The sequence below is a fragment of the Pseudomonas sp. NPDC087614 genome, assembly GCF_044743485.1.
Taxonomy (GTDB): Bacteria; Pseudomonadota; Gammaproteobacteria; order Pseudomonadales; family Pseudomonadaceae; genus Aquipseudomonas; species Aquipseudomonas baetica_A.
Map to the genome: position 1 here is coordinate 15,217 of NZ_JBIUWN010000076.1, position 12,352 is coordinate 27,568.

7 protein-coding genes and 1 tRNA gene are annotated in these 12,352 nt (G+C 59.2%); 1 reads left to right on the forward strand and 7 read right to left on the reverse strand.

What is annotated here, in order from left to right:
- Window positions 1-53 precede the first annotated feature (53 nt).
- The 3 genes from ACIOWA_RS22625 to ACIOWA_RS22635 all read right to left on the reverse strand — a co-directional run bounded on the left by ACIOWA_RS22625 (window position 54) and on the right by ACIOWA_RS22635 (window position 7,602).
- Window positions 54-4,520: a hemagglutinin repeat-containing protein gene (locus ACIOWA_RS22625; protein WP_401162022.1), complete on the reverse strand. Its 4,467-nt coding sequence runs from the start codon at window positions 4,518-4,520 to the stop codon at window positions 54-56.
- Window positions 4,521-4,632: 112 nt separating this feature from the next.
- Window positions 4,633-6,360 (reverse strand): ShlB/FhaC/HecB family hemolysin secretion/activation protein, encoded by a 1,728-nt coding sequence (locus ACIOWA_RS22630; protein ID WP_401162024.1) that lies wholly within the window; start codon window positions 6,358-6,360, stop codon window positions 4,633-4,635.
- Between the two features lie 108 nt (window positions 6,361-6,468).
- Window positions 6,469-7,602 (reverse strand): MFS transporter, encoded by a 1,134-nt coding sequence (locus ACIOWA_RS22635; RefSeq protein WP_339433973.1) that lies wholly within the window; start codon window positions 7,600-7,602, stop codon window positions 6,469-6,471.
- 101 nt (window positions 7,603-7,703) lie between these two features.
- On the opposite strand from ACIOWA_RS22635, the gene ACIOWA_RS22640 reads away from it, so the two are divergent.
- On the forward strand, window positions 7,704-8,471 hold the full coding sequence (locus ACIOWA_RS22640) for a helix-turn-helix transcriptional regulator (RefSeq protein ID WP_339433974.1): 768 nt from the start codon (window positions 7,704-7,706) through the stop codon (window positions 8,469-8,471).
- 62 nt (window positions 8,472-8,533) lie between these two features.
- On the opposite strand, the gene ACIOWA_RS22645 is transcribed toward ACIOWA_RS22640, so the two are convergent.
- The 4 genes from ACIOWA_RS22645 to ACIOWA_RS22660 form a co-directional block, all read right to left on the reverse strand.
- Window positions 8,534-8,974, reverse strand: a complete 441-nt coding sequence (locus ACIOWA_RS22645; protein ID WP_339433975.1) for a carboxymuconolactone decarboxylase family protein — start codon at window positions 8,972-8,974, stop codon at window positions 8,534-8,536.
- A 133-nt stretch (window positions 8,975-9,107) separates the two neighbouring features.
- The gene (locus ACIOWA_RS22650; RefSeq protein WP_401162027.1) at window positions 9,108-10,676 is read right to left on the reverse strand and encodes a diguanylate cyclase; all 1,569 of its coding nucleotides are present in this window, start codon (window positions 10,674-10,676) and stop codon (window positions 9,108-9,110) included.
- A gap of 337 nt (window positions 10,677-11,013) precedes the next feature.
- Complete coding sequence (locus ACIOWA_RS22655; RefSeq protein WP_401162029.1) at window positions 11,014-11,808, reverse strand: DUF6694 family lipoprotein; 795 nt, start codon at window positions 11,806-11,808, stop codon at window positions 11,014-11,016.
- A gap of 415 nt (window positions 11,809-12,223) precedes the next feature.
- Window positions 12,224-12,310, reverse strand: a tRNA-OTHER gene (locus ACIOWA_RS22660).
- Window positions 12,311-12,352 lie beyond the last annotated feature (42 nt).

Here is a 12,352-nt window from a genome sequence, read left to right on the forward strand (position 1 = left end):
CGGCGAGAACCCCATGCAGGAGCGAGCCTGCTCTTGCATGGGGTGGCGGGTCATTAGCCTTTTTCGTCGATTCCTGCTTGCAGTGTCTGACTGTCCAGATGACCGCTCAGGGTGACCGGGCCGATGTTCAGATTGCCGTTCTCAAAGGACACCTTCGCTGCGTTTTCTTCCTTTTTCTGTGGCAGATCCAGCCCGGCCTTTACGCCGTAATCGAGGTTGCTCAGGTCGGTACTGCTGACCTTCGCCCCCCCCAGATCAACCTTGCCTTCACTCGCCGAAATCCGCGCGCCGGTCAGTTGCGTGGTGCCGCGAACAGTCAGATTCACACCTTGGCTAGCGCTGATGCCGGAGGCTTGTTTCACGCTGTCCTTGTGCGCGTATTCACCCTGCGCTTTCAGCGTTGGCTTGTAGTCGGTGCCGGCAAGTTTTTCCTTGTCGCTGGGTGGGTTTTTCTTCGCTGTCAGCCCCAGATCGACGTCGACCTTGGCGTGGGTCTGCGAGTCCTGACGGCTTTCGACACTCAGATTACCGGCAACTTCACCGCCGACGTTCTTCGCCTCAATCCGCGCCCCCGCCAGTTGCGCATCACCCGCACTATTCAACACCACGCTGTCAGCCTTGATCTGGCTGTTCTGCTGCGTGGTGCCTTGCAGGTAATCCACGCCAAACTTGGCCCCGGCATTAAAACCGTGATCGCTGCTGGCTTTTTCATCGGCTGATGTCGGCGTTTTGCTGCTCAGGTTGCCACCGGCATTCAGCGCCACGTTCCAGTTGTTGCGGCTGTCGGTGGACTGCGCCGACTCCTGCACGTAACCACCCTTCTGCGCGTCGATGCTGACGTGGGGTGCACTGACTTGAGTGCCTTGCAGATGCACCGCATCACCGCTCAGTGCGACCGAGGTTTGGCTGTTGAGTTGACCACCAGTCAGGGTCTGCGAGTTCTCGTTGACTCGACCGATGTTGAAGTTGCCGCTCAGATTCCCCCCCTGATCACGGCTCTTCTCGCTGCTGGTTTTGCTGCCGCCGCCCTTCAAACCACCGCCCAGATTGCTGCCGGTGGCGGTGTGGGTGTCGCTGGCGGCTTGCAGGTCAAGTTTGCCATCGGCCTGCAAATCGATGGCGCCCGCGCTGTCGATTTTCGTGCCTTGCTGGATCTGATTACCGCCGCTGCTCAGTTGCACGCCGTTGCCACTGATGCTCGCCACGTGGGCCTGAGTGTCAGTGGCTTGCTTGCCGCTGTGATCGAGCTGGAACCCGGCACCGAGATCGACGTTGGTGCCATCGGTGCCCGGCAAGGTACCGACCGTCAGCGAAGCGTTGCCGCGCAGGCTGGAGGTGTCGCTGCTCTGGCGATCATTGGCCTGATTGAGCGCCAGGTTGCCGTCAGTCTTGATGCTGACGCCGCCCTGCCCACCGTCGAAACGGCTGCCTTCGAACTGCGCATCGCCGCCCACCTTGATGTTCACGCCCTGGTTGCCGGCATAAACGCCGACCACGGCGGTGGAGCTGTCCTTGCTGGACACACTGCTGCCCCCCGCCCCGCTGCCGGCAACGTTCACGTCTTCACCGGTTTTGGTGTAGACGCGCACGTCGACCTTGGCGTCCACGGCGTTATCGGTGCTGCTGTGGGTGTCGCTTGCCGCATCGGCGACCAGTTTGTCTGCCGTAATGTTCACCTTGCCGGCAGTGGCGTTGTACTCGGTGCCCTGATCGTGCAGCGCTCCAGCCACGTTGACGTCTACATTACCGCCCTCAAAACGGCTAACCACGGCGCTACTGGTTTGCTCGGTTTTGCTGGCACTGCCGTGGCCGACTGCGACGTCGATACCGACGTTCGGCTGACCGACATTAGCCAATGCATCCTTGTCCGGCAGCTTGCCGCCGATCACGTCTTTGATGGCGCCGGCAATCGGCCGGGCGATGTCTTTGTATTCGACGTTGGCGCCGATATCCGCCGACCAGTTGCTCTCGTTGTGGCTGCTGCTTTGGGTGTTGCTGGCGGCGCGGTTGTCGATTTCGTTGGCCGCAACATTCAGGCCGCTGCCAGCCTTCACTTGAGCGCCCTCGGTGGCGAGCTTGTCGGCATTGATCATCAGGTTGCCGCTGCTGTGCACGCTGCTGGTTTGCGCCGTGGTTTTGCTCGTGGTGTCTTGCGAAGTGCTGTGGGCGAAATCGACGCCACTGCCGGCGCGGTCGAGGCCGCCGGTGTAGTAGAAGCCGCCACCCGTGCTGCTCTTGTCGGTGGAGGTATTGTGGCTGTCCTGCTCGGCCAGCAACGATACATTCCTGCCGCTCAGGTGGGTGTCGCCCGCAGTGGATTTGACCTCGCCGCCCTTGATCGTCAGATCGCCACCGGCCTTCACCTGCACGCTGCCACCGCTGAGGCTGGCGCCTTGCTGGGTGACGTCATTACGGGTCACCGTTTGCTGCTTGTCTTCGTAATGAATCCCGGCGCGATATTGCTCTGGCGTTTGCTCTTTCGCATAAGCGTCGAAGCCACGGGTCTGCGTGCTAAGGGTGCTGTCGTGGGTGTTCTGCGCCGAATGCACGTTCACATCCCCCGCCGCATCGGCCGTCAGCGCGCCGTCAGCCTTGACCGTGGAACCGGCCACTTCGATGTCCTTGGCGCTTTTGAGCTTGAGGTTGCTGTCGGACACCAGTTCACTGCGCACCGTGGTGCTGTCCTTGGCGTTCTGGCGCGACTCGTCCTTGGTGATGCCGAAGAACTTGCTGTCCTTGTCGTGGGTGTTGCTGTGCGAGGTGTCCTGTACGCCGTCGATGACCAGCGAACCCTTGTCACTGATCACACTGGCGTCGGTGCCGCCACGCACCTGGCTGGCGCTGATGCGCACGTCGTGCGCCTTGACGATCAGTTTGCCGACCGCGTTGATTTTGCTGCCCTGATGCTGGATCTGGCCCTTGTCGGCATCACCGGTCTTGCCGAAGAAACCGCCGCCGACCAGATCGCCGGAGTAGCTATTGTCGCTGCTGCGATGGGTGCGCGTGGCAGTGGCGATTTCCACTTGCTTGCCAGCCAGTTGCAGGTCGCCCGAGCTGTCCAGCTCGGCGCCTTCGGAACGCAACAACGCAGCGGTTTTCAAGGCGATGTTGCCAGCCTTCAACTGGGTGGTGACGCTGCGCTGCTCTTCGCTGCTGGTGTTCCAATTGGCTTTCCACAGGTGTTTGCGGTGGTTGCCTTGATCGGTCTGGGTGTGGCTTTCGGTGGCGGCGCTCAGGCGCAGATCGCCGCCGCTTTGCACGCTGAGATTGTTCGCGGCCTCGACCTTGGCGGCCTTCAATTCGGTGTCTTTGCCTGACGACAGTTTGGCGTCACGGCTGGCGATGATCTGGCTGCCATGTTGACGCGAATCAGCGTCGGTCTGGGTGCGGTCGTAGGTTTCCCAAGTGATGCCGATGGTGCTATTGCTCCAGTTCTCGCGCTTTTCCTGGAGCTTGCGGCTCTGGACCGTGGTCAGGGTCAGGTTGCGTTTGGCGTCGACCGTAACGTCACGGCCGCTGACATCGGTGGCGGCGAGGGTCAGATCCTTGCCGCTGTGCAAACCCACATCGCCAGCGCTGCTGCGGATGCCCGCACGCGTCACTTCGAGGCTGTTGGGTACAGCTTCGCCGCTGACGCTGAGGTCACCGGCCGAACGAATCTGCACACCGTCGCGCCCCGCAACTTGTACTGCACCAACCCTGACACCCGCACCTTCGGCCGTGCTGACGATATTGATGCGTCCAGCCTGCATCGCGCCGAACAGGCTGGCATCAATGCGTTGATCGCCGGTGTTGCCAGCAGGGTCTACGGTTTTCACTTGGCCGCTGGCGTAATCAACCTGATTGCGCCCGACCGTGAGGTTCAATTGATCGCGGGCATTGATCGCGCCCTGGCTGTCGATACGCGGCGCGATCAGGTTGATCGAGCCCTCGTCGTTACGCAGGCCGCCGCTCTGAATCTGCAACTGACCACTGGCATCACGGGTACTCAAGGCCTGCAGTTTGCCGTCGTTCAATTCCGGGCGACCGACCACCAGATTAGCGTTCGGCGTGTTGATGAAACTGCCGCCATTCACCGAGATGCCGTTAGGGTTGGCCAACACATAGTCGGCAGCGCGACCGAAGATTTCCTGCGCACCGTTGATGGCCGAGGGGTTGCGGCTGATCACTTCGTTGAGGATCACGCTTGCCGCTTGACCCCGCAGTTGCGGGTTGGCTGCCAGTTGCCCGGCGAGTTGTGATTGCCCGGCCTGCAACGCGTTGTTGAGCACCAGGCCCTGACGATCGACGTTGTAGTCGAGGAACTGGTTGTGCGACAGACCCGAGCCGTTGGGTGCAACGATGTTGACGATGGGCACACCGCCCTGGGTTTGCAATTGCGCGGTACCGCCAGGGCCCGGGGCGACCACGACTCCGCCGGCCAATGCGCTTGGCAGGTGGATGGCGAAGAACAGGCTGGCAATCGCCCAGCGCAGTTTGCCCCGAGGAGAAAGATGAAATGCAAAGGTAGGTGCTGGCATAAAAACGTCTCCATGGAAGGACGGCATCACGTCGCGCGATTTTTCCTGGCCGTGGCTGTCGCGCTCAGATCCAACGGCTGTTTGTTCACTGCTTGATTGGTTTAAACAAGGGTCATATCTGCACACCCACACGCATCAGCCAGGTGGGCGGCTCGTGCTGCAAACCGTTGGGAATGTTGAGGGCGCGCTGGTAATCGAGGTCCACTTGCAGGTTCTTCCAGCCCAGATTCAGCCCAACACTGGCGCCGCTCAGGCGTTGGCCCTGTGCGCCGTGATCGGCCTTGATCCAGCCATGGTCGAGACCGACACGCGGGGTAATCTGCACCGGCCATTCGCTGCGCAGCGGCAGGCGCAACGTGTTGCGCCAGATCGCACCGCTGGCACCGGAGGCGCTGCTGACCCGATAACCGCGCACCGCCGAATCGTCGGTGCCGAGCAGTTGTTCGATGGCCGGTAGCGGATCGGGGCTGTACTGCACGTTGAGCTGGCTCTGCCACTGCCAGGCTTGCGCGCCGAGCTGACCGTTGCGCCATTGGCTGAGGCCGGCGCGGTACTTGCGAAACTGCGCCTTGGGCAGGTTGTTGACCTGATGCTGTGAGTCGTCATCGGCGCCGAACCAGCGCAGACCCTGGGCGTAATTGACATCGAGGTTCCACACCGCGCGGTCGAGCCAGAACAGATTCAGTCCGGCCTCGGCCACAGCCAGCGTCGGGCTCTGAATGCCCAGCCGGACGTTTTCCAGATAGCTGTCGACGTCCTTGTGCGCCAGTTGCAGGTTGGCGCTGAGCTGACGACTCTGGTCGCGCCACAACACGCGGTCGGCACGCAGACTGATCTGATCGGTGATGCCGGTGGTGTGAAAGGTCACGCTGGGCAATTTGAACGGCGCACGATATTCGGCATGGCTGGCGAACACGCTGTACGTCCAGTAACCGTAAGGGATCGCGTAGTAGAGGCTGGCGTTACGACTGTAGCGATCACCCTGGTTTAACGTGTCGCTGGCGCTGAGGCTCAACAGATCGTTGAGTTCCAACGGGCTGTCGAGGCTCAGGCTGACGCTGTCGCGATCACGCCCGGTGCTGGCACTGCCAAGGTTGTCGAGCCCGGCATTCAAGGCCCAGCGCGACTGACCAGAGGTGCGCGAACGCAAGATGATCCGCGAGGCGCCAGGCTGACTGCCGGGCGCAATGTCGGCGGTGAGATCGATTGAGCGCAAACGGTTCAACTGATCCAGCCCCTGCTCCAGATCACGCAGGTTCAACGGTCCGCCGAGCATCCCGGGGAAGGCGCCACCCAGCGAAACCGGCAGGCTCTGATCGGCCAGTTCGATCGACTCGATGTAGCCTTCGTCGACCATGATGTCCAGCGACTGCCCCGCTGCCGGGGCGCTGCTCAGGTAGGGGCGACTGGCGATGTAGCCCTTCTCGACATAGATCGCAGTGATGGTCGCCAGCAGATTATTGATCTGGCCGACGCCCATGCACGGCGACAACAGCGGTTTGAGGCGTGCGTTGAGCTTGGCGCTGTCGATCAGCGTGACGCCGCCGATGCGCGTGCCGCTCAGTGGCCAGCAACGCTCATCGGGGGTAACGGTTTGGGGAATGGCTGGGGTTACCGACGCGGGGCCGAACGCGCCGCGCTCCAGTTGCCGCTTTCTTTGTTCCAGTTGCAGTTGTTGCAAATCGCGCTGTTGCTGTTGTTGCTGGCGCAATACTTCCTGGCCCGGCGCGACAGGTTCGGCAGCTTCAAGCGAGGAGGCACACACGCTCAACACAAAGGCCGACAGCAGCGGGCAAAGCGTGAATCGACGACGATAAACAACGTGGAACGAATACGGCACGCAACTTCCTTGCGATCATCAAATGGCGCAATGCCACCCTATCAATGATCGTGATAGTCGGAGCCCTCCTACACAAATGCAAGACGCTTCCTACATCGCTTACACTTCTTAAACAATTGATTTACTTGCGTTGAATGTCAGCAGCAACGCCACGCCGCTGCACACTATCAGGGTTTCCCCGAGTGCCTGCGACCAACCGGCGAGCATCAATCCCGCGCCAATCAGCAGGTAATAAAGCAGCCCTAACAACGCCCCTGCGGTGCCCAGGCGATCCGTGTAATTGACCAGCGCCGAACCAAGGATATTCGGAATCGCCATACCGAACGCCAGCACCACCAGCAACATGGGCAAGATGAACGCACCGCTGTCCTGCATCGCCCAAACACCTGCACCACCGAGCAAACCGCTCAGTGCGGCGAGTCGAATCAATTGCAGCGCGTTGAAACCGCGGCGCAGCAGACGTTTGTTCAGCCATGCTCCAAAACCTGAGCCAAGCGCAAGAATCACGCCGCTGTAGCCGAACATGCTTGCGCTCAAACCAAGACGTTCAAACACAAAGGGGCCGAGACTGTAATAACTGAACAGTGACACGTTGAACAAGGCGATCCACAAGGCCGAGCGCCAGATCCCAACGTCATGCACCATGCGCCCCAGGGTTTGGAACAGGCCCACGCTGGACAATGGTTGCGCACGAGTTTCCGGCAAGGCGCGCCAACTCCACAGCCACAACGCCACTGCAATCAGCAACAGCGCACCGAGTACGCCGCGATAGCCAAACCCTTGAACCAGCCCCGCTCCGGCGAACAGCCCTAGCGCCGGACTGGCTGCCAGAGCCATGCCCACCAGCGAAAACACCTGCGCCAGTTCCGCGCCCTGAAAGCGGTCGCGCAACAAGGTTTGGGTCACCACAGAACCGACAGCGGCGCCAAATGCCGCCAAGGCTTGGGCGATCAATAATCCCTGGAAACTCTGCACGCTCAAGCCGATCACGCAAGCCACCGCGTAGATCGCCAAACCGGCAAGCATCGACGGGCGCCGACCAATCCGGTCGCACACCCTCCCCCACGTCACCACGCCAAAGGCAAACGCCAGGAAATACACCGACAAGGTCTGCCCAGCCGCTTGCGGGCCAACGCCAAACGCACGGCCGATATCGCCGAGCGCCGGGCTGTAGAGGGTCTGGGCAATTTGCGGAAACATCAGCAGCGCAATCGCCAACACCAATAAATGTCTGTTGTTCATCTCACCGTTACTCCTCATACAAAAACTGCCGAGGAGTCTAGGGAGCAACGGATGACGTATTATCAAAATCCTGACAACTTATCGTTGATATCGGACAAACCATGGCCTGGCTCAATGCCCACACGAATTTTGACCCTGATCGCTATTGCGCGTCGGTCATCGGCATAGCCTCCAGCCTGGGCGGCGATCACGATTCCGGTCTACACCGCCATCAACGCGGGCAACTGCTTTACACCCGCCAGGGCTGCACCCGTATCACCCTGGCGCAGCAGTTGTGTTTGCTGCCACCGTCGCGGGCCGCCTGGATTCCGCCCGGTGTCGTCCATCGCGCGGTGATGCAACAGAGCGTGGATTACCGCTCCATCTACCTGACTCCCGAACTGTGCAGAGAATTACCGCAAGGGGTGTGCGTGATTGAAGTCAGCCCGCTGCTGCGTGCGGTGCTGGAGCCGATGGCATTGGCAGATTTCGACAGCGATTGGCAGCAAGGCAAATTCGTTCATCTATTGGGTCTGTGCGTGAGCGAGATTCGCGAGGCCGCACAACAACCCATGCTCTTGCCCTTGCCCCGGGACAAGCGCCTGACGGCACTGCTGGCGACACCGGAAAAACTGCCACCGGAACTGCAAATGCTGGAACGCCAGATCGGCGCCAGCAGTCGCACCATTGGCCGGATATTCCAGCGCGAGACCGGTATGAGCTATCAGCAATGGCGCCAGCAGTGGCGTCTGATGCGTGCCATGGAGTTGCTCGCCACCGGGCGCAGTCTCGGTTATTGCGGTTTTGAACTGGGCTTCGCCAGCGACAGCGCCTTCATCGCGTTTTTCAAAGCCATGACCGGTAGCACGCCCGGCCAATGGCTCAAGTAAGCACCTGAAAATGCCTGGCGCCACGCTCAATGACCGCGCCCACAAGGCATAACGGGCAAGCCTCAGGCCTGCGGGGTTTTACGGAAACCCACCGCCAGACGGTTCCAACTGTTGATGGTGCTGATCGCGACGGTCAGGTCGACCATTTCCTTGGGCGAGAACTGCGCCGCGACGACTTCGTAATCTTCGTCCGGGGCGTGGGTCAGGCTCACTTGAGTCAGCGACTCAGTCCACAGCAGGGCGGCGCGTTCGCGGTCGCTGAAGAACGGCGCTTCACGCCATGCGGTCACGGCGAACAGGCGACGTGGAGTTTCACCCCCCTTGATCGCATCAGCGGTGTGCATGTCGATGCAGAACGCGCAGCCGTTGATTTGCGAAGCACGCAGTTTGACCAGTTCAACCAAAGGCTTTTCCAGCGGCAGCTTGGACACGGCCGTTTCCAGGGCAATCATCGCTTTCAGGGCGTCGGGGGAAGCAGTGTAGAAATCGGTACGAGCTTTCATGGTGGGTTTCCGGGGCGAGTGAATGTGTGACTACGTTAGCCCCGGCGCGTGGTTCGACAAATAGCCAATATTCCAGAAGAACAGGAGGCCACTCAGACGTCAGATGACAACCTACAGCAAGCAGGTGATCGGCTTAGCGGTCGGAGCGCATCAGTTCTGCAATAGCGCCATCCATCGACAGCACGGCCGCACGATTGCGCCCGGCATTTTTCGCCTGATACAACGCCGCGTCCGCTTGCTGAATAAACACTTCAGGGTCGTCATTGCCACTTGGAATGAAGGCGTAACAGCCCAGGCTCACGGTGAGGTATTCGGTCGGTGATCCGCTGTGGATGATGTGTTTGTCGATCACGCTGCGACGAATCTGCCCGGCAATCGCCAATGCACCGTTGATATCGGTGTCCGGTAACAGCACCGCGAACTCTTCACCGCCGTAGCGCACCGCCAGATCGGTCTTGCGCTGACAGCAAGCCTTGAGCACTTGGGCGACTTGTGTCAGGCAATGGTCACCCGCGACATGGCCATAGGCATCGTTGTAGCGTTTGAAGAAATCGATATCGAGCATGATCAGGCTTAATGGGCTGCTCTGCCGGGCCCCTCGGGCGAATTCGATCTCCAGCGAGCGCTCGAACAGGCGTCGATTGGCCAGCCCGGTAAGGCTGTCGTGGGTCGCGATCTGCTCCAGCGCCTGTTGCGCCTTACGCAGGTTTTTCTCGATCCGCTCACCGTCGCGCACCTGGTGGATGAACACCCAGCCGAAAAGACCGACGCCGAGCATTACCAGCGCAATGATCACGCTGGACTGAAACGCCCGATCGTACCAACCCTTGAGAATCGTGTCGCGCGACGTCCCGGCGGCAACCACCAGCGGATACGAGGCCAGTTGCCGGTAGCCGTACAAACGCTCCACCCCATCGACCACCGAATTGATCATCGCAGTGCCAGACGGGGCTTGAGGCAGCAATGTCTGATAAATGCTGCCTTGCGCCAACGAAGAACCGATCAGGTTTTCGTCAAACGGTCGACGTGCGAGCAAAGTGCCGTCAGTCAGGCCGAGAAACATGATGCCTTTGTCGTCGAGGCTGAAGCTTTCGAAGAACCGGTCGAAGTACGACATCTTGATCCCGGTCATCAACACACCCTGAAAATGACCGGCCCGATCGTTGACCCGTTTGGAGATCGGGATGATCCACTCGCCGTTTTCACGGCTGCGAATCGCCCGACCGATGTGCGCCTTCCTCGAGGCATTCTGTTGATGAAAGCGGAAATATTCACGGTCGGCGACGTCCTTGCCAATGGGCAAGTCAGGGTACGAGGTAATCACCCACTGCCCCTTGCTGTCGAACAGGAACATGCCATGCAACTGCTCTAGTTGCTGCACTCGCCGAGCGAACGTTTTCTGCAACCGTGGTTTTTGCGCAGCGCCGTAACCATCGTCCTCGATCCAGTCAACCAGAATGGTCAGCACCAGATCCGCCGCCAGGAACGTGTCCTCGGCCTGCTGCGCCATCGCCCGTGTCAGGTTACTCGACGCCACCTGCGCCACTGCCAGGTCCTGACGCCGCGACTGCTCCAGTTGCAGATACAACAATCCGGACAGGCACAAACACACTGCCACGATAAACAGCACCGCAGCTTTGCGTAACGGCAAGCGCTTGAGCGTGCCGGGGACATGATGCGGGTCGTGAACGGGGATAGGCAAAAGCGTGTCCTGGACAGGTACGACAGGGGCACTAAGCCCGAAATCCTTGTGTTTTGTGAGCGTAGTTCACGGGTATGCACGGGGCAAACACCCCGCTCCCGCCCAGTTGTATCGGCGCACAGTGGATTTGGATGATCGCCGTTCGAATATTTATTAACGAGTTTTTATAGCTGCAACGGTAATGTTCACCAGCCTTGCGGCTAATAGCGCCACGTTGCCAAATGAGCTTTTGGAAGAGTGCCAGCGCGCAAAAGACCTCAGGTAAGAGCACCTGAAGCGTTATGCGGATCAATAGACAGAAAAAACCCGCCGTAGCAGGTTTATGCAAGTCAGGCTATCAAGCGGCGCCATACTGATTTTGCAGGGCATCCAGTCGCGCCTGCTCACTCTCACTCAAACCGCTGGCATCAAAAAGCGCCTTGCCATCCGGGCCATCAAGCCGGTAAACCTCAACGGTGAAAATGGCTCCGGCCGGCGCTTCAATCTTGCCCCACTTGCCGAACTTGTTGGGCAAGAGTTGCCAGGTCGCGCCTTCACCAGACTCCAAGCCACCGCTGATTTCATAATTGAACGCGTCGACAAACCATGGAACGGCTCGTTCAGGACTGGCAATGGAGCCCTTGAAGTACGCGCGTGAAATTGGATGCGAAGTGCCATTCTGCACCGTCAACTCGATAACCGGCTGAGCAATCTTCGAGTACTTGTCAGTCTGCTGCTCCAGAAGTCTGGATCTCGATACAGCGAACTTCGCCAGCTCGCTTTTTGCAATCTCGGCAGAAGCAGCCTTGGACTTCAGCTCCTTGATTTCCAGCAACGCCTGCTCTTTTTTCTTCTGCTCGGTCGCTGCGCGAATAGTCGTCGCCATCGCATTCACGTCAGCAGCCGTCTTTCCGTCAAGACTTAAACTGTTGTTCTGCTGTACCCCGACCAGCGATGTATTTCCGAGACTCAAATTGCTCAAGGCAATCAGCATCAGGTCTGCCGTAAACTGTTTCTTCTCGTCAGGAGACAGATTTTCAGCAACTTTTTTAGACGACTCCTGCAAGGATCCTTCGGTGGTTGCGTCCAGTTTTGGATCACCACAACCGGCAAGTAATGCCGCGAACAGCCCGATCAAAAACATCCGTTTCATCTTTTTTCTCCTTCTGATAACAAAGCGAATCCGGGTAAAGAGCGAGGTGATCGAACCGTCGCTTCTTTCGATGCGGTACCCATACTGCCGAATAGAGTGATGATACCGCTTATACATGGATAGAACAGATATTGCCCGGGATGCCCCACCGCGCCTACAGCGCTGCTCGTTGCTGAACGCGCGCCTGCAGTTGCCGCCCCCCCCTATTAGAAGCTGCATGCTTACACGTCTTGAACAGTCATGCTGAAGCGAAAGAAGTAGAACGAGATTTCTTCTTCCTCAACACCCCTCAACTCGAGTCTGAGTCTGAGTCTGAGTCTGTCGAGACCATCGTCAAAAATGGAGATGTCACGCAAATATCACGCGCATGAAAAAGGCCAATGCTGTGAACATCGGCCTGAGTCATTGAATCATATGGTCGGGACGGAGTGATTCGAACACTCGACCCCTAGGGATGGTCTGAAGTAGCCCTGTATTTCCGGCCAACTTCAACCTCATCCAATTTTGAAAGCGGTAGACCGATCAAAAACGATCAGATTGCCCG